Annotated in this window: 18 protein-coding genes; 6 read left to right on the forward strand and 12 right to left on the reverse strand. The window is 52.6% G+C overall.

Annotated features, from left to right (window positions below; all coding sequences use genetic code 11):
- Positions 1-2 precede the first annotated feature (2 nt).
- Positions 3-1,022 (forward strand): ABC transporter ATP-binding protein, encoded by a 1,020-nt coding sequence (locus D3A97_RS24515; protein ID WP_119081207.1) that lies wholly within the window; start codon positions 3-5, stop codon positions 1,020-1,022.
- The gene (locus D3A97_RS24520) at positions 964-1,971 is read left to right on the forward strand and encodes an ABC transporter permease (protein ID WP_119081208.1); all 1,008 of its coding nucleotides are present in this window, start codon (positions 964-966) and stop codon (positions 1,969-1,971) included. The genes D3A97_RS24515 and D3A97_RS24520 overlap by 59 nt, the downstream gene beginning before the upstream one ends.
- A 127-nt stretch (positions 1,972-2,098) precedes the next feature.
- Here the strand turns inward: D3A97_RS24520 and D3A97_RS24525 are convergent, their stop codons facing one another.
- A complete protein-coding gene (locus D3A97_RS24525; RefSeq protein ID WP_119081209.1) occupies positions 2,099-3,799 on the reverse strand; it encodes a tetratricopeptide repeat protein in 1,701 nt (566 codons plus the stop codon).
- 224 nt (positions 3,800-4,023) lie between these two features.
- Between D3A97_RS24525 and D3A97_RS24530 the strand changes: the two genes are divergently transcribed.
- Together D3A97_RS24530 and D3A97_RS24535 are read left to right on the forward strand one after the other, a co-directional pair.
- Complete coding sequence (locus D3A97_RS24530) at positions 4,024-6,072, forward strand: arylsulfatase (RefSeq protein WP_119081210.1); 2,049 nt, start codon at positions 4,024-4,026, stop codon at positions 6,070-6,072.
- 45 nt (positions 6,073-6,117) lie between these two features.
- A complete protein-coding gene (locus D3A97_RS24535; RefSeq protein ID WP_119081211.1) occupies positions 6,118-6,741 on the forward strand; it encodes a class I SAM-dependent methyltransferase in 624 nt (207 codons plus the stop codon).
- Here D3A97_RS24535 and D3A97_RS24540 read toward each other — a convergent pair whose 3' ends face one another.
- On the reverse strand, positions 6,742-7,737 hold the full coding sequence (locus D3A97_RS24540) for a hypothetical protein (RefSeq protein WP_157986750.1): 996 nt from the start codon (positions 7,735-7,737) through the stop codon (positions 6,742-6,744).
- Positions 7,738-7,956: 219 nt separating this feature from the next.
- On the opposite strand from D3A97_RS24540, the gene D3A97_RS24545 reads away from it, so the two are divergent.
- Positions 7,957-9,798 carry a beta-N-acetylhexosaminidase gene (locus D3A97_RS24545; RefSeq protein WP_198674167.1) on the forward strand — a complete coding sequence of 614 codons (1,842 nt, stop codon included), beginning with the start codon at positions 7,957-7,959 and terminating at the stop codon, positions 9,796-9,798.
- A 74-nt stretch (positions 9,799-9,872) separates the two neighbouring features.
- Here the strand turns inward: D3A97_RS24545 and D3A97_RS24550 are convergent, their stop codons facing one another.
- From D3A97_RS24550 to D3A97_RS24575, 6 genes are all read right to left on the reverse strand, one after another.
- Positions 9,873-10,883: a hypothetical protein gene (locus tag D3A97_RS24550; protein WP_157986751.1), complete on the reverse strand. Its 1,011-nt coding sequence runs from the start codon at positions 10,881-10,883 to the stop codon at positions 9,873-9,875.
- Between the two features lie 79 nt (positions 10,884-10,962).
- The gene (locus tag D3A97_RS24555) at positions 10,963-11,184 is read right to left on the reverse strand and encodes a DUF6132 family protein (RefSeq protein WP_119081214.1); all 222 of its coding nucleotides are present in this window, start codon (positions 11,182-11,184) and stop codon (positions 10,963-10,965) included.
- Positions 11,168-11,398 (reverse strand): hypothetical protein, encoded by a 231-nt coding sequence (locus D3A97_RS24560; protein ID WP_119081215.1) that lies wholly within the window; start codon positions 11,396-11,398, stop codon positions 11,168-11,170. The genes D3A97_RS24555 and D3A97_RS24560 overlap by 17 nt, the downstream gene beginning before the upstream one ends.
- A gap of 207 nt (positions 11,399-11,605) precedes the next feature.
- The gene (locus tag D3A97_RS24565) at positions 11,606-12,844 is read right to left on the reverse strand and encodes an alkaline phosphatase family protein (protein WP_232826073.1); all 1,239 of its coding nucleotides are present in this window, start codon (positions 12,842-12,844) and stop codon (positions 11,606-11,608) included.
- Between the two features lie 7 nt (positions 12,845-12,851).
- Complete coding sequence (locus D3A97_RS24570) at positions 12,852-14,330, reverse strand: SusD/RagB family nutrient-binding outer membrane lipoprotein (protein ID WP_119081217.1); 1,479 nt, start codon at positions 14,328-14,330, stop codon at positions 12,852-12,854.
- Between the two features lie 34 nt (positions 14,331-14,364).
- Entirely contained in the window at positions 14,365-17,466 is a 3,102-nt protein-coding gene (locus D3A97_RS24575; protein ID WP_119081218.1) for a SusC/RagA family TonB-linked outer membrane protein, read from the reverse strand.
- A 333-nt stretch (positions 17,467-17,799) separates the two neighbouring features.
- Here D3A97_RS24575 and D3A97_RS24580 point away from each other — a divergent pair, with 333 nt between their 5' ends.
- Entirely contained in the window at positions 17,800-18,417 is a 618-nt protein-coding gene (locus D3A97_RS24580; protein ID WP_119081219.1) for a TetR family transcriptional regulator C-terminal domain-containing protein, read from the forward strand.
- Here the strand turns inward: D3A97_RS24580 and D3A97_RS24585 are convergent.
- From D3A97_RS24585 to D3A97_RS24600, 4 genes are all read right to left on the reverse strand, one after another.
- On the reverse strand, positions 18,383-18,655 hold the full coding sequence (locus tag D3A97_RS24585; RefSeq protein WP_157986752.1) for a CBU_0592 family membrane protein: 273 nt from the start codon (positions 18,653-18,655) through the stop codon (positions 18,383-18,385). The genes D3A97_RS24580 and D3A97_RS24585 overlap by 35 nt on opposite strands.
- 104 nt (positions 18,656-18,759) lie before the next feature.
- Complete coding sequence (locus tag D3A97_RS24590) at positions 18,760-20,250, reverse strand: putative Ig domain-containing protein (protein WP_119081221.1); 1,491 nt, start codon at positions 20,248-20,250, stop codon at positions 18,760-18,762.
- A gap of 3 nt (positions 20,251-20,253) precedes the next feature.
- Complete coding sequence (locus D3A97_RS24595; protein WP_119081222.1) at positions 20,254-21,402, reverse strand: acyltransferase family protein; 1,149 nt, start codon at positions 21,400-21,402, stop codon at positions 20,254-20,256.
- Entirely contained in the window at positions 21,386-23,200 is a 1,815-nt protein-coding gene (locus D3A97_RS24600) for a hypothetical protein (RefSeq protein ID WP_119081223.1), read from the reverse strand. Before D3A97_RS24600 ends, D3A97_RS24595 begins: the two co-directional genes overlap by 17 nt.

Consider the following 23,200-nt stretch of genomic DNA (forward strand, 5'->3'; position numbering starts at 1 on the left):
CTATGGAATCACCAATTATTGAAATGCATGGGCTGACCAAACGCTACGGCTCCCTCAAGGCCGTGGATAACCTACACCTGTCCATCGCAAAAGGCGAAATATTCGGCTTGCTGGGCCCCAACGGCGCCGGCAAGTCTACCACGATACTCATGCTGCTGGGCCTTACGGAGCCGGATGCCGGCGAAGCGCGCATCTGCGGCCTCAATGCCACCCGCAACCCCATTCCCGTAAAACGGAAAGTAGGGTACCTGCCGGACAACGTAGGGTTCTATAACGATCTCACGGCGCTGGAAAACCTCTCCTACATTGCCCGGCTCAACGGCATCCCGGAAGCGGAAGTGCAGGAGCGCTCCCGCCAGATGCTGGTGGAAGTGGGGCTGGAAGCTGCCATCCACAAAAAGGCCGGCGCCTTCTCCCGCGGTATGAAACAGCGGCTGGGCCTGGCAGATGTGCTCATCAAGCAACCGGAAGTGATCATCCTTGACGAGCCTACCCTGGGCATAGACCCCGCGGGCGTGCGAGACTTCCTGGAGCTGCTGCGGCAGCTGAACCAGCGCCAGGGCCTCACCATATTGCTGTCTTCCCACCACCTGCACCAGGTGCAGCAGGTCTGCAACCGCGTTGGCATTTTTGTAGGCGGGCAACTGCTGGCGGAAGGCAATGTGGAAAAGCTGGCCGCCAACCTGTTCAACGCCGCGCCCTGGGTGGTGGAAGTAACGCTGAGAACAGACGTACCGCAGCGTGAAGCGCTGGAAAAGGAGCTGCTGCAGCTGCCCGGCGTAAAAACAGTGACCGGCGCCGCCAACGCGGTGGAGGTCTCCGGCGGGGAAGACATCACGCCAGATATTGTGCGCTGCTTTGTAGCCAAAGGTCTTGATGTAACGGGTGTACACAAAAAAACCTACGGGCTGGACGAGATCTATCACCGTTATTTTGAAAACAACTTAAAGGAAGATATCACCAATGAAAAGTCAACTGGCCTATTTCAACGGTCTTTTCTCGGCAGGTACAAAAAACGCTAGCGCCTCTCCTTATTCAGTGATGGTGCGCAAGGAAGTATCCGACCAGGTGCGGAGCTGGCGGTTTATTGTACTGGCGGGACTGATACTGCTTACTTTCCTTGGTTCCATGTACGTGTCCCTTTCCAACCTCCGGCAGGCAACGGCCAACGCCGCAGATCCTGACCGGCTGTTCCTCTACCTCAAACTGCTGACCATTACAGACGGCACCCTGCCGCCCTTTCATGTGTTCATCAGTTTTCTGGGGCCTTTGCTGGGCATTGCCATGGGGTTTGACGCTATCAATTCAGAGCAGTCTAACGGCACGCTGGTACGCCTTATGGCGCAGCCTGTTTACCGGGATTCGCTGATCAACGCCAAATTCACCGCCTCGCTGATCGTGATCAGCACGCTCTTCCTGTCTCTCAGCCTGCTGATGACGGGCGGCGGCCTCATGATTACCGGGGTGAAAATAGAACCGTCCGAGCTGGTGCGCATCCTGTGTTTTACAGTATTAAGCATCATCTATGTTGCCTTCTGGCTCAACCTGTCCATCCTGCTGTCTGTCAGGTTCCGGCAAACCGCCACCTCTGCGCTGACGGCCATAGCCATCTGGCTGTTCTTTACGGTGTTTTACCAGATACTGGTGAACATCATCATCAAGGCCGTATTGCCGGATCCCAATACATTGACGGAAAGCCAGATCATTTCCTACAATAACATCATCCTCACCGTTCTGCGCTTTGTGCCCAGCCAGCTGTTCACAGATGCCACCACTACCCTGCTGATGCCCTCTGTACGCAGCCTTGGGCCGCTCACCATGGAGCAGATGGCCGGCGCCATTCCCGCCCCTATTTCCGTGCGGGAAAGCCTGCTGGTGGTATGGCCGCAGGTAAGCGGGCTTATTGCGGCCACGGTAGTGTGTTTTGCATTGTCTTATTACCTGTTTATGCGGCGGGAGATACGGACGTGATGAACAGGGCGCCCGCATTGAAAAAGGCCGCCCTGCCAATGCGCTCCCGGAATGTTCTGCTCCCAGGGCCTGCGCAAAGCAGAGCGGTCTTTTTTATGACGGACCGTGCTTACCGTGGCAAACAATATCACATTTTAACCGCCAATGCCTTGTTCTTTTCCAGGAACAACTTTGCCGCAGCCAGTTCCGGACGGCTGGCGCCTGTTGCATGGGAGGTTTTGAGCAATTGCGTATAGTAAGAACGCGCCATGGCCGCGTTACCTGATCTTTCCGCCGCCAGCCCCGCGCTGTAGAGCGCGTTGAACCGGTTGGGCCGGTCCCGCAGGTTGATCTCATAAGCCTCCAGCGCTTCCGCCGGTTTGTTCATGGCCATCAGCATATCCCCCAGCAGCTCCCGGGCCGGCGCCACTTCGCCCGGCGTAACCGGCGGTTTGGGCGTGGTTTCTTCCATGGTGGCGGCGGCTGTCATCAATTGCAGCGCATCGCTGTTCTTCCCTTCCTTCAGCGCCACCCAGGCTTCCGCGGCTTTTACCTGTATGGCCACCTGGTTGGCTTTATAGGCTTCCTCTTTCCGGACGAGCGTATCATGCAGCCGGTGCAGCGTTCTCACTTCCTCCCGGGCCGTTTCCAACTGGCCCAGGTGAACAGCGCCCAATGCCCGCGTAAAATGGACAATAGCATTTTCCCATGGGTATTTCTCCCAGTCAATGCCCGCTACAGTATGCGGTTGCAGCACGGCGGCTTCCGCCCACATCCTGTTTTCCAGCACGTAGCGTGCCGGAATGGCCGCAAGGGCATACACTACCTTGGGCGTTTCCGGGTAAATTTTCCGGATACCGCGCAGGTAATCGTATTGCTCTTTGGCGTGCTGGTTATCTGCCTGCTGCAGGTAGGAGTATACCAGGTAGTCCATGCTGTGCAGCTCTTCGTCCCAATGGCCGTCCGTTATGCCCAGGCTCTCCCCGTAACACCTGGCGGCCGCGCCAGACACCTTGTTGGCGTAAATGCTTTCATTCCAGAGGCCCAGCCTTACAAAAATGTGCGAAGGCATATGCTGCGCATGCGCCGATGAGGGCGCCACAGAAGCGTATTTCTGCGCCGCCGGCAGCGCCATGGCGGCCAGTGCGGGATAGTCGTAACTGTGTATGATATAGTGGATCACGCCGGGGTGGAAAGATCTGTCCGCCCCCAGCGAAGCCAGCACTTCTCCGGCTTTCCGCTGTTTGGCGCAGGTTTTATCTCCCGGGTCTGCCGCGCTGTTGAGGGCCAGGGCATAGAACGCGGCCGCGTCATTATCTTCCGGATATTGCCGGTGCAGCTTTTCCATCGCCTTTTCAAAGTTGATGCAACGGTTGCGGTGCGTGGTGTTTTCCTTGTAAAACTCTCCTATGGCGTTGATGTAGTCGGTTTCCCTTTTTGTTTTTCCGCTAACAGACCGTGCAATGGCCACTGCCTTGCTTCCTTTTTCAAACTCTTCCTTCCCCGGCGGGGACCACAGCGGGTGAAAATTGCTCATGGCCACGCCCCAGTACGCCATAGCGCAGGAAGGCTCCTTGTGGATGATAGCGGCAAAGGCCTTCTCCGCCTCATCATATTCAAATGAATGCAGCAGGGCCAGCGCCATGTTGAAGTCTTCTTTTACCTGCCCGGAACAGGAGGTCTCAAATGAAACGGCGCCCAGCTGTTTGTCTGCCGGGCCACAGAGGATCGTTTTGCCCTGCTTGAGGTTCATGGCGGAGATGGTGGCCGCGGTGGGCACCCGGTTGTTATTGTTACAGGCCGCCAGGGCCAGCAGGAAAATGCAGGGGAATGTACGCAGCTTTTCCATGGTTGTTAATTGAGGGGTCTGTAGTAAGTTAAACAATATGGCGCGGCCTGCCAAATACGAGTTGGCAACCGGTGGCGTTGGAAGGATAAAAAACGTTATCCGCCTGTTATCTGCCGCCAATGCTGCTGAAGAACGGCGGCCTGCATACAGGTTTACAAGAAAAAAACTAATTTAATGCTGAATGCCAGGTACCCGCTACCCGGGAGAACCGTAAATGCCTTTCAATGAAAAAACTGCTCCTCTTCACATTAGTCCTCGTAATATTTGCCGTTGCGGGCCACGCGCAGCAACCACCCAACATCCTGCTGATCATGGCGGACGATATGGGGTACTCCGACCTCGGCAGCTATGGCGGTGAAATACAGACCCCTCGCATTGACCAGCTGGCCCAAAACGGTCTCCGGTACCGGCAGTTTTACAACGCCGCCCGGTGCTGCCCCAGCCGCGCCGCCCTGATGACGGGCCTGTACCCTCACCAGGCCGGCATGGGATGGATGGCCGTGGCCGACCTGGGAACGCCCGCCTACCAGGACAATCTCAACAATGAATGCGTTACCATTGCGGAAGTACTCCGATCAGCAGGCTACCGTACCTATATGACCGGCAAATGGCATCTTACCAACGAGCGGAAAATAGAAGGCGGTATCACGGACAACTGGCCGGTACAACGGGGCTTCAACAGGTACTTCGGCATCATTCCCGGCGGCGCCAATTATTTCACGCCCTTTGTGTACAGCAACAACGAACGTTACAAGGCGCCCGAGAATTTCTACCTGACCGATGCCATCAGCGATACCAGCGTGCAGTACCTCAAAGATCATTTCGCGCAAAAGAACGGCACTCCCTTCTTCCTGTACGTAGCCTATACGGCGCCGCACTGGCCGCTGCATGCACCACAGACAGTGATCAGCAAATACAGGGAAAAATACCGGGCAGGATGGGACGCGCTCCGGCAGCAGCGGTTTAACCGCCAGCGGCAAATGGGCGTTGTAACCAAAGCCGCGGCGCTTGCTCCCCGGGATACGGCCGTGCCTGCCTGGACAAGCCTTACGCCTGAAAAACAGGAAGAAATGGCCACCCGCATGGCCATCTACGCCGCGCAGATAGATATCATGGACCAGGGCATAGGCCGCATGGTGGATGTACTGAAAAAAAACGGCCAGCTCAACAATACGCTGATCATGATACTGAGCGATAACGGCGCCTGCGCGGAGTTCATCAGCAGCGGAGAAAGCAAGGCCGTTACCGGCGAAGCCAATACTTTCGAAAGCTACCGCATTCACTGGGCCAACCTGAGCAGCACGCCTTTTAAAGAATACAAACACTACACCTACGAAGGCGGCATAGCCACCCCGCTCATTGTACACTGGCCGGCCGGCATTGATAAAAAGCTGAACAATCAATTTGTAGCTGAATACGGTCACCTTACGGACATTATGGCCACCTGCGTGGATGTGGCCGGGGCCCGCTACCCTGCCCAATACCGCGGGCATGCCATTCACCCTATGGAAGGTAAAAGCCTGCAGCCTCATTTTACCGGGCATACCAATAACAGGGGGCCCGTTTTCTGGGAGCATGAGGCCAATATTGCCCTGCGCAACGGCCCATGGAAACTGGTAGCCAAAACACCGGAAAACACGGAGTTCAACAAACAGTCCCTCCGGTTGTACAACATGGAAGCGGACCCTTCCGAAATGCACGATCTCAGCCGGGAACAACCGGCCCTGGTGAAGGAGTACTACGATGCCTGGCTGGCCTGGGCCAAAAAGATCGGCGCCTTTCCGCTGGACACAAGGCCCTACGGCGAACGCCTGCAGGTATATCGCAGGAATGTTAACGGCACTTTTGACGACAACCTGGGCGGCTGGAACGTCAGGAAAAACGACGGTGTGCAGGGCACGATCATCATTGATACGCTCTCCCCCCTATCCGGGAAAAAATCGGTGCTGGCCAGCGTGGTACAGCCGGGAGAAAGGCCGGCCGCCATGGCCATGTTCTGGCCCTTCCGTGTAACAAAAGGGGAAACCTTTACCCTGGAGCTGAAAACAAGATCTAACCAGCCCGCGCGTTTCATGCTCCGGCTGGAAAAGGCGGACGGGGCTTTCGAGAAGATCATTGATGAGGAAATAACGGCGGAGACCGGGATGAAGGAAGTAAAGTTCCGGTCTACAGCAGCGGCGGGCAACGGGCAGTACCGGATCGGGCTGTACTTCGGGAAAATGGCAAAGGGCAGCAAGGTATGGGTGGATGATGTACGGCTTGTCAGGAATTAATTGTGTTTTGATTTACCTTGCATTAAAACAATACGATACGCCGGTATGAAAAACAGGAAAGACCACTGGGAAACAGTATATGCCACCAAAAGGCCAGATGAAGTAAGCTGGACGCAAGACGTTCCGCAAACCTCCCTTGATTTCATCCGCTCTTTCAACCTTCCTAAAACGGCCAGTATCATAGACGTTGGCGGCGGTGACAGCAAGCTGGCGGATTTCCTGCTGAACGAAGGTTTTGAGAACATCACCGTACTGGATATATCGGCCGTGGCGCTTGACAGGGTCAAAGCGCGGCTGGGCGAAAGGGCCTCCCGGATCAGGTGGGTGGTGCAGGATGTTACGGCGTTTGAACCGGCCGCAGCGTTCGACCTCTGGCATGACCGCGCTACTTTTCACTTCCTTACCACGGAAGAGCAGATATCAAAATACCTGGATACAATAACACGTAACGTAAAAAAGGGCGGCCACGCGGTGATAGGCACTTTTTCTACCAGCGGGCCGGAGAAATGCAGCGGGCTGCCTATTCAACAGTATAACGAAGAAACCCTGGGCCAACGTTTGCAGGCGGGGTTTGAAAAAATAAAATGTATCACGGAAGATCATACCACGCCGTTCCATACCACCCAGAATTTCCTGTTCTGCTCCTTCCGGCGGAAGGCAAACGGCTGATCAGGCCGGTTTGTTCCTTTTCCACCAGATGTAAACGAGGGAGCTTTTGGGGAGTATCCAGCCATCGTGCGTGAGATACAGTTTGTCATTTTCCCCGCGGTCAAACGGCGGGTGCTCCCGGTCTGAACTGAGGTAGTAGGCGCCGCCAATGAATATTTCGTCACTCACCTCTGTATATATCAACTCACTGGTCATGCCTTTTACCGGCAGGTCAAAAATGAAGTTCATATAACTGTCCTTTTCCAGGTAATATTCTACAACAAAAGACACTTCCACAAATTCCGACAAAGGCCTGAGCTTTATAGGCACGTCTGCCGTATAACGCACACAATGGTTAAACTCCGACCGCTTCATCTTCAACGGCCTCCGGTTCAGTCTTACCTCGGCGTTTTCCAGCACATAATCTTCATTCGTAAGATTGGAATGTTCAAAATCCGTTTCATCGAAAGTATAACCAAACTCATGGTCTACAAAGCTGAAATTCCGGTTCCTGTTGTTGCCTTCCTCCCGCTCCTTCTCATTCGTGATCCTGAAAAACTCTATATCGAGCGTGTTTTTGTGCTGCAGGGATTTGAAATAGGAGATCTCCTTCCGTATCCTGAAAAATCCCGGTTTATCGGTTTTGTGTATGTATGTGGTTATTTTATAGTTTTCCAGGTGCCGTTTGCGGTAAAACTCCAGGTCCTTCACAAAGATGTTCAGCAAGTTGGCCGGTGCCATGGACTGCATATAACCCACCAGCGTTGTCTCCCTCCGCACCTTGTACCACTCCCAAAAGTAGGTAGCGAGGATGGATACAATAAAACCTGCTACCACACTGATAAAATAATTGATAAAATCCTTGCTGTTGAACCATTCTTCTATGTGCAGTACGTTCTTGCCGGCCAGTGTGAATATCCCAATGAAAAACAATGAAAGAATGCCTACCCCAATAAACAATACATCCAGGCGACCACGGGGGCCTTTGGTATCTTTAAATCGTTTTCCATCACTCATAAGTACGCCGAAAGTTTTAGGGATTCGCTAAATATAGCGAATATTTTATTAAGTATCCCCCCCTTTACCGCCTGTGAGCCGCCCCAAAAACTTTCATTATCCCGGATAAATTTCTATTTTGTACGCTGCCTACAGTAAACAACCCTTTTTAACCGGCTGTACATGCTTCCTCGAAACAGATGGCAGCCCATCAACGCTTCTCAAAACCAAAGCATGAAGATGAACAAACTCCTCAGGATGTTGTTCCTGGCCATCTTGTCCGCCACTACCGCCATAGCGGCCCCGGCGGCAGACACGTCTTTTTCCGTTATTCCGGCCCCGCTCCACATCCAGGCCGGCAAAGGCAGCTTTCCGCTCACCCCGCAAACGCGCATCCTGGTGGAGGCTGGCAGCAAAGATCTTCAGCACGTGGCTACAGAACTGGCCGCGGGCATCCGCCGGCAAAGCGGCCTTCAATTGCCGGTAGGCGCCCTGGGAAAAATGACCCCGGTAAACGCCATTGTGCTGCGGCTGCAGGCAGATACCCTGGGCAATGAAGGTTACCGCCTGACCGTAAGGCCCGGCCTTGCCACCGCCAGCGCTTCCAAACCCGCCGGTGTTTTCTACGCGGCGCAAACCATCCTGCAACTGCTGCCGGCGGGCCCGTCCAAAAGCCCGGTGCTGCCCGCAGTCACCATTGCGGACAAACCCCGCTTCGGCTGGCGCGGTCTCATGCTGGACGTAGGGCGTTATTATTATCCCGTAGACTACATCAAGCAGTATATAGACTACATGGCCATGCACAAGCTCAATACCTTCCACTGGCACCTTACGGAAGATCATGGCTGGCGCATCGAGATCAAAAAGTATCCCCGCCTCACTGCTGTGAGCGCCTGGCGCAACGGTACGCAGTTCACCAATAACCGGGTGAACGACCACCCCCACGGCGGTTTTTATACGCAGGAAGAAGTGAAGGAAGTAGTGGCCTATGCCCAGTCCAAATTCATTACCGTAGTACCTGAAATTGAAATGCCCGGCCACAGCCTCTCTGCGCTGGCTGCTTACCCCGAGCTGTCCTGCACCGGCGGGCCGTTTGAAATGCCGGTCAAATGGGGCATTCAGAAAGATGTGTATTGCGCCGGCAACGACAAAACCTTTGCCTTCCTGGAAGACGTGCTCACGGAAGTGGCCGCCCTCTTTCCCGGCGAGACCATCCACATTGGGGGAGACGAATGCCCGAAAGACCGCTGGAAGGCTTGCAACCGCTGCCAGCAGCGCATCAAGGCCAACAATCTCAAGGATGAGCATGAGTTGCAGAGCTATTTCATTACCCGTATAGAAAAGTTCCTGCAAACCAAAGGCAAACGCATTATTGGCTGGGACGAGATACTGGAAGGCGGCCTGGCGCCCAATGCGGCGGTAATGTCCTGGCGCGGTACCAAGGGCGGTATTGAGGCGGCACGGCTGCTTCATCCGGTAGTAATGACCCCCAACAATTTTATGTACTTCGATTATTACCAGGGAGAAACCTACCTGGAGCCTTATTGCATTGGCGGTTTTCTGCCGCTGCGGAAGGTATATGAATACGAGCCGGTACCGGCGGAGCTGAATGCGGAAGAAGCCAAATTCATCCTGGGCGTGCAAGGTAACGTATGGTGCGAGTTCATTCACAGCCCTGAAAAATCGAATTACATGACCTTTCCCCGCGCCGCCGCCATGGCGGAAACAGGCTGGAGCAGCGCCGGCCGGAAAAACTGGGAAGATTTTACCCGCCGTATGGAAAGCCAGTACCTGCGGTACGATCAGGCAGGCATTGGCTACGCCACCAGCGCGTACAATGTGATGTTCAAAATAGAAACAGACTCCGTGCGGAACAAGGCACTGGTAACGCTGCAAACAGACTGTTACCGGCCCAACATCCGGTACACCACTAACGGCAACGAACCTACGGCCGCCTCTGCTCAATACAGCCAGCCGTTTGAGGTAGACCTGCCGGTGAACGTCAAGGCCGCCGTTTTCCAGCACAACCGGGTACGCGGCCAGGTGAGCGGCACGGCCATTCTCCGCAAAACTGCCCGGTAATACGCTAGCCCCCTATCATAAAAGGCTGCTCCCTTGCGGGGGGGCAGCCTTTTATGATAGGGGTACCAATAAGGTTACCGGCCTTTCAATTGTTTCAGCGGGATTTTAGCGAGGTAAATGGATGTTTTACCTTCATGGGAAGAATAGTAAGACATCCACAGCTTCCCTTTATAGAACAGCATGCCGGGGTACGAGTTGTCTCCCGCGCTAGGCACGTGAATGCTTTTGCGCACATGGCCTTTGAGGTCTGTTATATACACTACGGTGCTTACTTTCGGTTTGTACTGGCGGGTACCCATTACCAGGGTTTCATTATTGAGGAAAAGGAAGTTGGGGCCACCCAGCCGGTGTTCCATTTTCGAGAGCCGCCATTGTTTGTAGGGTGCGGTGGCCGTGGCTATCATACCCACCTGGTCTGCCTTCTCGCGCCGTATCAACACGTACATATTGCCGTTCTTGTCAAAACGGATGGTGCATTCATTGGGAGCGCCGTCTACCTCAATTTGCGATACGTGCTGGAAATAGCGCCCGTCATTCGTGCTAACGAGGTAGATCTTGTTCACCTGGTAGAGAATGGCATAACCGGTCCCCTGGTGCCAGGTAAGGCGCCATACCCAGTCAGACCAGGAAGCGATGGCCGGGTCTACCACGGATTCCCACGGGGTGCTGAACGTGGTACCGGATGCGTCTGATACGGATATCAGCGGCTTGCGGCTGATCACCTTTTTACCTTCATGCGCTTCCACGTCCATCAGTACCATCACGCGGCCATCTGGCGTAACAGACAGCTTGGGGTCTCTCACATCCCTGTCTTTTACTTCCAGCAGCGCCACGCTCTCCCATTGTTTACTGTCTTTGGAGCGGAGTACCCGGGCTTTGCCATCGGGGCCTGATACGTGCCCGCTGCCTTCGCGGAACGCGCAATAAAAAGCGTCATTAAAGCGGAGGAGGTCTGTAAAGGCGTTGTGCGGCGCCTGGTCCCATATCTTTTCCACTGCGGGGGTTTCACTGCCGGCGGTGTTTTTGCTGACGGCGCAGGCTTGCAGGGTGATAGCGGCGGCGAAAAGGATAGACAATCGTTTCATGCTGTTGAACATCGCATCAGGTATTAGCAAATTGGTTTTACGCGTACTTAACTAAAATGCCGTCAAAATTTTTGCGGCCTCATCTCCCGTTAGCAGTATTTTTCTGCTTCTTTGCTGTGCTGAATATAGAAAATAAAAGCCCGCCCATCACAGCACCATACACGGTACTGTTCAATGGCTTTGAAGTAATAGCGCAACTGCCGGACTTGCAGCCCACAAAATCCCAATAGAGGTAACCGGCCACTGCGCCAATACCCACACCAATTATAACAAGCAAATGTTTTTTAATGAACTTCTTCATACGTTGTATCTTCTATTTTTTTATTGCTTCTTGGAACGGCGGTAGCGCACCCAGAAGCACCGCAGCCAATATTCAGCAACGGCATTAATGAGAATAACCCACCTAATGCTATGAACAACCACTCTTTTGCCTGGATGCCGTGCACAATAATAAAAATACCCACTATCAGCCGCAGTATCCTCATAACATCCCAATTTCTCAAATATTTCTTCATGGTTTTCACTTTTCTGTAAATTTCTGAAGAATACTTTTACTGTACAGCTACTTTAGTTACAGAAGAAAACAAAAGGGGGCTGTCTCAAAAGTAATTTGATGGGCTTGAGAATCGCGTAAACGAAAAATCTCTCCATCAGGTACCTGAATAAGATCAGGTAAAAATTACTTTTGAGACAGCCCCCCCTTTCCAAATATCTCTCAGTCACTATTTCACCACAATCCATCGGTTGAGGAAATTATCCGGCGTTTCGATCACCACTTTGTAGATAGCAGACGGAGTATCCACATCAATCACCGCTTCCTCCTTACCAACAGGCACGGTAGCTTTCAGCTCATACTGGTCACGGCCGCCTTCCTTGAACTGGTTAGCGGCGGCCAGCCATATCTTCGCATCCCCTTTCCGGCCGGTGGCTTTCCAGGTCACCCTGATCTTCCCGTTTTCCAGTTTGGCGGCGGGGTGAGTAGCGGATACGGCGCCTGTGAGGGGTATCCCGTCTACCTCCATCAACTGCTCACGGGGTATCTGCACGCCTAAAAAGCCGGCAATGGAGGGCATAATGTCTACAATGCCCGGGTGGCCGGTTTTGAAGTAATTGTTCAGTTGCTTGGCGTTGGTAACTATCCAGGTACTCCGCTCCCGGTCTGATTGGCCGCCGTGGTGTTTGCCGGTGGCACTGTCGCGCCCATGGTCGGTAGTGATGTAGATCACCCAGTCTTCCCTGAATTGTTTTTCCCTGTACCGGATGGCTTCCCACAGGCGCCCCATTTGTTTGTCCATCAGGTTTACGGCGCGGAAGTACTCCGGGCTGTCCCCGAACCGGTGGCCCATATCATCGGTATATTCCAGGTATACCCAGGAGAGATCTGGCGCTTCCTGCCGGATGTAGCGGGCGGCCTCATCCGTCACCGCTTCATCTATGTGGTGCATGTACTCCTTTTTCTTATCATGCGGATACTTCACCGTGTCCAGCTCCAGGCCGTCGAAATGATAGTCCAGCTGCAGATTGCCTGTGGTCGGCAGGCCCTCTCCCACCAGCTTGGTGCGGTTGTCCAGCCAGCTGGAAAAAATAGCCGCTTTCTTTTGCGGGTATTGTGTTTTAAAGAAGCGGAAAATGGTCCAGTAGTCATAGTCAGGGGCGGCTATATCATTGTCCCACACGTTGTGTTTGTTTACCCAGGTACCGGTCAGCAGGCTGTTATAGCCTACCGCGGAAATGGTGGGCGTTTGGGAATACCCGCCTTTTTCACCCCCTACGTACGCCCGGGTATAACCGCCCGCCCTGGCAATTTTGTCCAGGTTGGGCGTGGGCTGCTGTTCGATCACATCGGCAGCAATACCGTCCACGATCACAAATACCGCCTTCTTCGTTCTTTGCGCCTGCAACCCTGTTATACAGGAGAAGCATACTGCTATTAAAAATCCTTTCTTCATCGTTATCTGCATATACTTGTTATTGTAAGATCCACATTACACCGTTGATATCATCCCCGCCGGGATACTGGCTTTTAACGGCATTCTCCACGTTCACCCGGTTATTGGTAAATTCATCATTGGGGTACATCCAGCGTTTGGGCACCACGCCGCCGTTCAGGATGCCTGACCCGGTTACGTCAAAGGCGGGAAAACCCGTACGCCGTTGCTCATAAAACGGTTGCCAGCCGGTATTCATGAACATGCTGACATACTTCTGGGTGATGATCTGCCTGATCTCGCTGCCGGGCTGTAAAGTTACAACAGGTTGGGCAAGATAATCGCTGATCTCGGTAGCTGAATACGCGCTGTTGAAATTGGAGAACTCCAGGGAAGCACTGATACCGTTCTTGTAGTAGGTGTTGGCATCACCGGTGATCCAGCCGCGGACCACCGCCTCCGCCAGTATGAACTGCAGCTCGGCATAACTCATGAGCACGCTGGGCTCATTGATAGCCTGGTAAGAATACCGGTCATTGATCTGGGAAGCGTTGCCCGCGCCTCTCTTGGCGGTATTCTGGGCCAGAGAAGCGCTGCCCCGCAGGCCGTCGTAGGCATTGAAATCTTTTACCGGAAGGCCGGAGGAAGGGGTGGGCTTGCCAAAAACAAAGAGGCGCGGGTCTTTCAGCTCCTGCAGAATATCCACGAACGTACTGTCCAGGTAATAATCCGTTTTCATGGAGTTGTTGTTGAAATAAGGGTACTGGTTGCCGGTGATGTCATAATAAGGCAGCCGCCCGTTGTCCGCATTAGACGCCAGCAAGGGATATTTGCCCGGGTTGGATACGATCTCGCTGAACCGCTGTTTGATGTTCAATGCAGCGTCTCCCTCCTTTTTGGAAAGGCTCATCAATACCCGTAAGGTATAGGAATTGATCAGTTTTTTCCATTTTTCGATATTGCCGGCATACACCAGGTCTCCTGATACGGCCACCTCTGCGGCAGACAGGGAGTCGCTGGCAATTTTAAGCTCGTCCAGCACACCGCGGTAAACATCCTGCTGTTTGTCATAAGCCGGCCTGATGGCGGCGGTGTCTACCACGTTATTGTACCGGATAGACTGCATCATTTTTGAATATGGAATATCGCCAAAGGTCTGCGTCATGTTCACAATGAAGTAGGAAGTAAAGAACTTTCCGATGTACCGGTAGTTCTGCTTGCCGGTACGGGCGGCCTCCTGTTCCATTTTCACCACCTGGCTGATATTGCCGTACCCCATGCCGCTGCGCTGCCATCCGTAATACTGGGAATTGCTCACGCTTTGTGTATACACCAGGTACCTGGAAGCCAGGGCGGCATCTGCGGATATGGTGGAAAAGGCCGTTCTTTCAATAGCCGGCAGCAATAGCGAAGGGTCCGCTATGGTAGGATTGTTCGGATTGATCTGGAAGTCCTCGAATTTTTTGCATGAAGCAAAAGCGGCAACCAGTAACAGGAACAATAATGTATGTTGTTTCATCTTGTTAATGTTTAATAAATGTAAATGCAACTGGTTAGAACTTCAGGTTGATGTTGAACCCAATAGAGCGCATGGAAGGCGTTTGCAGGTTATCGCTTTCCGCATCCGGGTCTACGTTGGGTATTTTTGACAGGATGAACAGGTTGTTGCCTATCAGCGAAACGGAAGCGCCGTTGAAAGTGCCTTTGATCCACCTGTCAGGGAAGTTGTACGTCAGCACCAGTTCACGCATTTTCAGGTAAGTACCGCTATAGTAGTGGTAGTTGTTCAACATGCCGCCGCTGGTGGTTTGCATAAAACTGATATAGTTCACGGCGGTGGTGTTGGGAGCAAACTTTCGGGTATCTGACGTGATGTTGCCATAAGCGTCGTAGGTAACGCTGCCGCCGGTTACCACCACGCCGGGCCCTACATAGGTATTCTGGCCGGCATTTGCATCGTCACGATAAGAAGTGACCGTTCCTTTGGCGGTACCGCCCCACCACATTTTCTGGTTGGTGGTAGAGTAGATCAATCCGCCCAGGCGGCCGTCGAAAGACAGGCTGAGAGAGAAGTTCTTGTATTTGAAGTTGTTCTGCACGCCATAGATCCAGTCGGGATCGCTGAGGCCAAAATACTGGCCCACGGGCGTATAAGCCTGCATGCCATTGGAGTTGTAGATGGCCTGGCCATCTGGTGCGCGGCTTTCGGTAATATAGATCCGGTCTGTGCGCTGCCCTTCCTTGATCAGCCCGAGGTAACCGTCGGGATTGTCAGTAGCGTCTTTCAGCCAGCGGTGTATGCGGCTGAAGTTGACAGATGCTTCCCATCTGAAGTCCCTGCTCCTGACCGGCGTTCCGCTGACCATGAACTCCCATCCCTTGCGCAGGTAAACATTGGCGTTCTTCCGGATGCTGCCATAACCGCTGCCCTGGGAAAGGGTAACCAGCTGAAAGTTATTGTAGTCCTTATTCCTGAAATAGGTTACATCTACATTCAGCCTGTTCTGGAAAAAGCCGGCAGCTATGCCATACTCCCCGGACAACACTGTTTCGGGTATCAGGTCTGGTGATATAAACTGGCTTGGCACGCCCAGGGAAGGTACATTGTTCCACTTGGCCCCGATGTTATAGGTGGGAATGTGCGCGTAAGGGTTATTGCCATCTATAAACCCAGTATTCACTTTGGCCCAGGAACCGCGTAGTTTCAGGAAAGAGATCGCGTTGGGCAGGGTCAATATGTCAGACAGTACGGCAGACACACCGGCGGAAGGATAGAAATAAGCGTTATTCTTGACGGGCAATGTGGAGGTCTTGTCATACCGGCCGGTGAGCGACAGGTACAGGAAACCAAAGGTCTCAACATCCAGCATGCCATAGGCAGATGCCGTTCTGCGTTCACGCAGCTGGTTGGAGCCCTTGAGGGGATTGATGGTATTGGTAATGGCATAGAACCCCGGTATTGTCAGGCCGTCTGTTGTAGTATAGGCAGACTCGAACCTCCTGTAGTTATTGGCGCCGCCGGCGGTTACGTTTATTTTGAAATCCTTGCTGAAGCGGTGGCTGTAGTTCAGGATCAGGTCTGAATTGATGTCGAAGTAACTGGCTACATCGGTAGAATAGTTGCCCCTTGAAATATAGTCGTAAGCAATATAGCTGTTAGGCTCGCGCAGTTCTGAATTGGTGGAATACTGGTTGAAGCCGTTCCGGAATTTAACGGTAAAGTCATCTGTAATTTTGTAATCGAACGTTACCTGCCCGAAACTGTTATTCCGTTTGTAGCCGTTCAACAGCTCATTGGCCACAAAATGCGGGTTGTTATACCATGACAGGTTGTAGTTGCGCTGCTGCAGGCCTTCCCGCCCGGGCATCCAGTAGTTCTGGAGGTCGCGGATATCGATATCCGGGCCTATCCAGAGGATCAGGTTGTACAGGTAGTTAGGAGGGCCGTACCCTACCGTGGGGTAGTTGTCCGAGTATTCCCTGTTGTAGGTCAGCTTGCTGTCCATGGTCAGCCTGGGAGACAGCTGGTAGTTGCCGCCAATGGAGAAGGAAGAGTTGTTCAGCTCCGTATTGGGTACCACTCCTTTCTGGAAAATATGGCTGGCAGACACCCGGAAGGAGCCTTTATCAGTACCGATGGACGCGGACACGCTATTGGTAGATAAAAGGCCCGTTCTAAAGAAATTCTTGATATTGTTGCGGCCTCTGGACACCCAGGGCGTTTTGATACGCTGGTTGGTATTGGGATCAATAGGCCCGTCGTATTGCGTGGTCTCATAAAAGCCGCTGGGCGTGGAAGGGTCCCGCTGGTCCAGCTTGGGCCCCCAGATCCAGCCACCACCTTCCGTGCCGCCGCCGGAGCCGTTCACATAGGCATATTTCCCCTGGTCTCCCCCGCCGTATACCGTTTGTACTTCGGGAATAACGGTATAGCCCGGCTGGAACATAGTAGAAGAGTTGAACTCTACCTGCAGCTTCCCTTTATTGCCCTTTTTGGTGGTGTACAGGATAGCGCCGTTCACCCCCATGGCGCCATACAAGGCGCCCGCGGCCGTACCTTTCAGCACGCTGACGCTTTCAATATCATCCGCATTCAGCTTGTAGGGGTCTGCATCCGGGTCTGGTATGCCATCGATGACGATCAGCGGCGATCTGCCGCGGAGAGATACGCCGGGGTTGCGGAACAGGTCAGTGGTGTTGTTGATATTCAGGCCGGCCACCTTACCGGTCAACGCCCCTAAAACTGTGGTGGTTTTGGTTTTGGCCATCGTTTCACCGCTCACTTCCTGCACGGCGTAACCCAGTGTTTTTTGCTGTTTTTTAATACCAAGGGCCGTGGTTACCACCACTTCGGCGAGATCGCTCCCGCCGGCCTGCAATTGGATATTAACGGAGGTCCTGCCATTCACAGGCACCTGCTGGGTAGCGTGTCCCAGGAAAGAAAATATAAGAACGGCATCCCCCGGAACGGTGAGGGTGTATCTGCCATCCTGGTTGGTGGTGGTGCCCCGGGTGGTGCCGCTTACCGCTATCGATACGCCGATCAGCGGGGTATTGTCACTGGCCGAGCGTACCGTGCCTGTTACAGTGACATTCTGTGCAAATGCCGCTACCTGCAACAGTAACGAAAGAAAGAGTAAAACTTTTGTTTTCATAAAAATGACCTGGTTGTTAATAAATAGGATTGCGTGTCTGGAATTGGTGCTTTTTTTACCGGCGTAAAAATGTGTATTTAGATCAAAGTATAAAAATTAATTGAACATTCATTCAATTAATTTTTATTTTCATAACAAAATCTTTACAATTAGTTAATACAGATTTCAGGCTAAATACGCTATAGAAGATGATCTTAACCCGACTGCCGGGTTTTGCAAACGTTTGTATTTTTTTCATGAGGGGGGCCTCCGGAAACAGGCATTTATTGAACACACATACAACATTGAACCGGGAATGTTATATTTGCCGAAAATCAGCAGACAGCACTATTTATGGGAAGAAGAAGCATCAAGGAGTCAAGGCAGAAAGAAATTATTGAGGCTTTTTATACAATAGCAAAGAAGGAAGGGCTGGAAAACGCCTCAATAGCCAAAACGGCTGCGCTCATCAACATCAATCCCAGCCTGGTCATCCACTACTTTAAGACCAGGGAGTACCTGGTATACGGGCTCATTGAATATATCCTTGACCAATACTTGCTGATCTATAAAACGCCCGCCGCCTACAAGGATGACCCCGGCAAAAAGCTGCTGAAAGTAATAGACAACATATTCTCGCATAAATGGAACCTGCTGTTCGATGACAGCGTTTCCTACAGTTGCTATTCCCTGGTGTTCCGGGACCAGAAGGTAAAAGAGAGCTACAAGGTTTTGCTGGACACCCTGCGGGGGAACTTAAGGGACCTGATAGAGGAATGTAACGAGCAGGGGGTGCTCAAAGTAAAAGACCCGGCCGGGGTGGCAGACACCATTTTTGTGATGGTTGACGGCGCTTATTATTACCTGAGCCTGGTCAGCAACAAAAAAGAGTACAAACAAAAACTGGCGCAATACAAAGGGCTGGCTCTGCAGCAACTCAATTTGATTTCCGTTTCTTTCTCCGGGAAATAACAATAAAAGCGCTGAGGGCAATAAGCCCCCACACAAAGTTGACCACTACATTCGGCAGGTCCGCATAATACAGGGCATTGGCCGTGAGCCCCACAGCGCCTACCAGGTTCAGTGTATGGTAGATCAGCTGCCGGGCGTTGATCTTGTTCACGCTTAGCAGGAAGTAGGCCAGCAGGTAGGCCAGCGTACCCACCCAGCCCAGTACCGGGTAAATACCATTCATCGACAATAAATACATACGAATAGATTGTTTCAACTAGGCCCAATATACGCAACGTTCCTGATTCCGGGAGAAAATGCGTTGCGGGATGCCGGGCCGGCCTTGAAACATATGCTATCACACTACTTTTTTGTCAGTTTAAAAACCTTGCAGCCATGAGCGGGAACAGTGGCTTCCAAAAACTTTTCCGCTTGCGCAACATCCCGGTGCCGCCATACATCGTACACCATGTATGGGCCCGAAATGTTCATCTCCTTCCATGAGACCTTTATCACTCCCGGTTTTCCGGAGCGGTTTAATAGCCCCACGGCCAGTGATTGACCGGTCAGCTGTTTCACCAATATTTCCGCAAGGCTGTCTTTCCGTGCTATAGCCGCCTGTTTTCCAAGCGGGTCCTGGTTTATTGCAATGATTTCGGGGTTAAGCAAGATGGCCTTTGTAGCCGGGTCCATCGAACGAATGTCGTTCCCGCATAAAAGAGGCGCCGCCATCAAGCACCAAAGGCTCATGTGCGATTGCTGCTCTATTGTCGTTAACGGCTTGCCCTGGTCCGGGCTAACGGTTACTGTTGCATCCGGGTCATTTATTCCCACCACGAGCATATCCGGGTCATTCCAGCGCCCCGGGCCGGCAAATTCTCCCAAAGGCGCATTGATGTCAAGTATATCCATGATGCTGCAATGACCGGGATCGTTCCGCATTACCCAGGTATTCCTGATATCCCAGGTAGTGCGCCAGTAGTTGCCGCCAATACCGGCCGCCCATTTCCACGGCCGGCTGTTAAAGGCTCCCCATTGGCATATATTGAAAACAATGGAACGGCCCGTATTGCGCAACGCTTTAGCCATGCGCTCATAGCGGGCAACCGCAGAATCTGTGACGCGCGGCGCCCCGCAATAGTCATACTTTAACAGGTCGATCCCCCATTCAGCGAATAACCTGGCGTCCCGTTCCTCAAAACCATAGCTCCCGGCTACGCCGCCGCAGGTTTTCTCTGAAGCGTCTGAATAAATCCCCAACTTGAGCCCCTTTGAATGAACATAGTCAGCTACCGCTTTGATCCCTTCGGGAAACTTGACCGGGTCTGCCTGCATGTTCCCTTCTTCATCCCTGTCTGCCAATTGCCAGAGATCATCGATGTTCACATACAGGTACCCCAGGTCACGCATACCGGAGGCAACCATGGCATCCGCAATGGCCCGGATCAGGGAATCCGATATTTTTTCCTCAAAAGTGTTCCAGCTATTCCATCCCATCGGCGGCGTAAGCGCCAGCACACTGTCTATCTTTATCGTTAATACCGATGTTGACCTTCCCAGCTTGTTTTTGGCGGTTATGCTCACTGTATAAACGCCTTCCTGTTTTGCCATCCCGGTTATGAAACCAGTGGCCGGGTCCAGTTGCAGCCCCGGAGGAAGGCCTTCAGCCGTCCAGACAACGGGCCTTTCTCCCGCGGTAGGCACTGCAAACAGAAAAGGCGTTCCCGGATAATTCCCGGTAACGTACGGGCCATTGATCCTGGCTTTGCCTTCAAAAACAGACAGTACCTTTTGTTGCCCGGGACGGCATGCGCACAAAATGAACAGGCTGAAACAATACAGTATGCGTATCATAAACTATATCTTGATAAATATTTTCTTCCTGTACATCCAATATAGTATCCACCAGATCAATATAAGGGCGGAGAGCGCAAGCACCGTGGGGAACCAGGCGCCCGTCCATTGCGCAAGGCCTTTTACAAAAACAAGGGCTATCACCTTGAAATCAAAGATCTGCGTGGCCACATACACTGCTATGGAATTGGCCCCCATGACGATAAAGGGGAAAGCCCATTTTTGGCGCCCCCAAACATCCATTATCAGGAAAAAAAGCGCCAACAGCAGAAAACACCACCCGCCTGCAAGCAGCACAAGAGAACTTGTCCACAGGTGATGGATGACCGGGAGCCATATCCCCCATACTTTTCCGCCCAAAAGGCAGGCAATGCCCGTTACGCCAAGCGCCAGTACCTTTCTCCCGGGTTTTGTCCCGGAAAACAGTATTTTCCCCGCAAACACGCCCAGCATTACGGAACATACGAACGTCATGCTGCTGATAATGTAGGTCCAGCCCGCTCCTTCCTGGAAATGACCGAGCACTTTATCATCCACATACAGCGCCAGGTTCCCTGTGGGGGTAAATACCCCGGCCCCCTGGCCCGGAACAGGCACCAACGCCATCATCAGCCAATACAGCAACAGCAGGCACCCCGTGATAACGATCTGCCATGCATTGTTCACCTCAAGCAGCAGAATAGCGCTGAACAGGTACCCGATGGCAATGGCGTGGAGCGCGCCGGTCAACAGCTTTAACGTGGCAATATCAAGCGCCAGGATATTACCCTGCGTGATCAGGCCGAGTATATAAAGCGCAGCTGCCCTTTTGAGCACATGCACATAGAGATCACGTTTTTGCATCCCTTTTTTTATCCTTTTTGCAAAGGCAATAGGCATGACCACCCCTACAACAAAGAGAAAAAGGGGCATGATCAGATCAAAAAAATGAAACTCCCCCCAGACATGTTCAAATTGCCCCGCAAGGTTGGCGGTAAGGGCGGAAGGCGCCGCTTTCTGCAACGACACCAACACTTCCCCACCGCCAACGATCCATAACATATCAAAGCCTCTCAGGGCGTCAACACAGCTCACCCTTTGGGCGTTCATATACGGTTTGAACTTATCTTCCAATGCTATTGTATGCTTCACCAGGCTAGTTGACTTTTTCAATGATCACAAAATCATATTTATCCATACTTAAAGTAAAAGGCGCGCAGTAATTGGTGTTCATGTCTGATTTCATCACTTTATTTTTATCCCATACTTCCACATGTATAGCGCTGCCATTTGCCAGGCCGGGAATGGTCAGCTTGAGCGTGGTAGGTGCTACCGCTATCAGTGCAGATACGTTCTTGCCCGCTATGCCCCATACATTTGAAGTAATGGAGGTGCCCGCGCCTGAAAGAAGGTCCGAAATTACCGAAGACACAGACCAATTCAGGCAGTTTGCAGCTACCACGTACTTGTTATTGTCTCCCACAATAAACGGCGCTTCGTCTGACGTTTGATCTGGTTTGCAATACACCGTGCCCGTCACTACATCTTCCGGGAATGCCGTTCCTCCACGCAGGTCAAGGTCCCATTGCGTATCAGTACCGGTGAATGTCAACTGTTCTCCCTTATAATAACCGGTATGAGACAGATCTAGTTCAGGGAACGCATTGCCGGAATTGCCGTTTTCCGCGTCAATACCGCAGCTGTTCAGGATGGCCTCCCAATTGGCGCTTATATTGGGCCCGCACGGCAGGTTGCTGCCCGATTGCAGAAATACTTTCTTCCCTGTCTGGAAGAGCGCCGCCACAGCTGCCGGAATTGCCGTCTGCCCTCCCGCAACATACACCCAGTACGCATCTGCAGGCACCACCTCGTTGCTCACCACTACATCATATCCTGCATGAAAGGCGCCCGAGGTAATGGCATCGCCGGAATTATGGAAGTTGTTCCATTCCCAGGTGGACTCACCTGCGGGGAGCGGCGTGTTATTCATCAGCACCACTATATTCAGCAACGGCCGGTCAGTCTCCTGGAGGCCCCTGTAAGTCTGGATCCGGTCTTTTAACCAATTCGGATCAAATGAGCTTTGGCCGGTCAACAATTCTTCGTTGCCCAGGATAAAGAAATCCCGCAGGTTGAACTGCAACGCCCTGATAAGGCCCAGGTAAGAAACCACGGCCTTGGCATACTGAACAGGTGTTCCCCACGGTTGGCTGATGGTAGCCATAAAGCCCATTGGCTTGTCCCAGTACCTGGCCCAGCCGTAGCCTATACTTCCATGCTGCGCCAGCGCCGATCCGGGAAAAACATGGTCCCTGTCAATATAATAATTGTACATGTTTATTTCATGGGTCTTTTCCCAGAGATTGCTAAACCCGGGCTCGCGCAGTATCATGGGGTCTGTACCCGCAATATAGTTCACGCCTTTCAGCTTAAGCTCAGCGGCAAGAGAAAGGAACACGCTGGTGTTGAACGAAAAACCTTCCTCGAAAACAACGTCTACTCCTGAAGCCGCCAGGTCGTCCGCCACGTTCTTTATGTTTGCCGCGGTCCACTGGTTTCCCTGCCACTTGTAAGGGCTCACATCTTCAATGTCTACGCCTGCCTGGAACGATCTGGCATGCGCGCCGGTTACGAGGGGCGTCAGGTAATCTCCTCCAAATGTTGCCCAACTCTGGGTTTGCAGAAAAGGAGAATTAAAATAGTAATTCATGTTGGCGCCGGTGGTGTCTGCCCCCCAGGTCATCACCCCGCCCCAGCCGTCTGACTCAAGTTCATCCAAGATCTGACTTCTTTCCGGGTCAGTATCCATCGTTTTGTAATATATGCCCACCCATAGCCGGGGGTCATCATTGCCTCCAGACAGGGCTGCACTCTTGCCCGGATCGGCAAGAGACATTTTATCCGGATAACAACTGTTGGTAGTTGCCATGATGCAGATCAGCACCAGGGCACAGGTTTTCATGTTTTTCAT

The sequence above is a fragment of the Chitinophaga alhagiae genome, from assembly GCF_003568665.1.
Taxonomy (GTDB): domain Bacteria; phylum Bacteroidota; class Bacteroidia; order Chitinophagales; family Chitinophagaceae; genus Chitinophaga; species Chitinophaga alhagiae.

What these genes read in the sequence shown, in the direction of transcription:
- D3A97_RS24525 (WP_119081209.1), bottom strand. Translation starts at nt 3,799, where the DNA reads ATGGAAAAGCTGCGTACATTCCCCTGCATTTTCCTGCTGGCCCTGGCG.
- D3A97_RS24530 (WP_119081210.1), top strand. Translation starts at nt 4,024, where the DNA reads ATGAAAAAACTGCTCCTCTTCACATTAGTCCTCGTAATATTTGCCGTT.
- D3A97_RS24580 (WP_119081219.1), top strand. Translation starts at nt 17,800, where the DNA reads ATGGGAAGAAGAAGCATCAAGGAGTCAAGGCAGAAAGAAATTATTGAG.
- D3A97_RS24545 (WP_198674167.1), top strand. Translation starts at nt 7,957, where the DNA reads ATGAACAAACTCCTCAGGATGTTGTTCCTGGCCATCTTGTCCGCCACT.
- D3A97_RS24575 (WP_119081218.1), bottom strand. Translation starts at nt 17,466, where the DNA reads ATGAAAACAAAAGTTTTACTCTTTCTTTCGTTACTGTTGCAGGTAGCG.
- D3A97_RS24560 (WP_119081215.1), bottom strand. Translation starts at nt 11,398, where the DNA reads ATGAAGAAATATTTGAGAAATTGGGATGTTATGAGGATACTGCGGCTG.
- D3A97_RS24515 (WP_119081207.1), top strand. Translation starts at nt 3, where the DNA reads ATGGAATCACCAATTATTGAAATGCATGGGCTGACCAAACGCTACGGC.
- D3A97_RS24600 (WP_119081223.1), bottom strand. Translation starts at nt 23,200, where the DNA reads ATGAAAAACATGAAAACCTGTGCCCTGGTGCTGATCTGCATCATGGCA.
- D3A97_RS24540 (WP_157986750.1), bottom strand. Translation starts at nt 7,737, where the DNA reads ATGAGTGATGGAAAACGATTTAAAGATACCAAAGGCCCCCGTGGTCGC.
- D3A97_RS24585 (WP_157986752.1), bottom strand. Translation starts at nt 18,655, where the DNA reads ATGTATTTATTGTCGATGAATGGTATTTACCCGGTACTGGGCTGGGTG.
- D3A97_RS24565 (WP_232826073.1), bottom strand. Translation starts at nt 12,844, where the DNA reads ATGCAGATAACGATGAAGAAAGGATTTTTAATAGCAGTATGCTTCTCC.
- D3A97_RS24570 (WP_119081217.1), bottom strand. Translation starts at nt 14,330, where the DNA reads ATGAAACAACATACATTATTGTTCCTGTTACTGGTTGCCGCTTTTGCT.
- D3A97_RS24550 (WP_157986751.1), bottom strand. Translation starts at nt 10,883, where the DNA reads ATGAAACGATTGTCTATCCTTTTCGCCGCCGCTATCACCCTGCAAGCC.
- D3A97_RS24535 (WP_119081211.1), top strand. Translation starts at nt 6,118, where the DNA reads ATGAAAAACAGGAAAGACCACTGGGAAACAGTATATGCCACCAAAAGG.
- D3A97_RS24590 (WP_119081221.1), bottom strand. Translation starts at nt 20,250, where the DNA reads ATGATACGCATACTGTATTGTTTCAGCCTGTTCATTTTGTGCGCATGC.
- D3A97_RS24520 (WP_119081208.1), top strand. Translation starts at nt 964, where the DNA reads ATGAAAAGTCAACTGGCCTATTTCAACGGTCTTTTCTCGGCAGGTACA.
- D3A97_RS24555 (WP_119081214.1), bottom strand. Translation starts at nt 11,184, where the DNA reads ATGAAGAAGTTCATTAAAAAACATTTGCTTGTTATAATTGGTGTGGGT.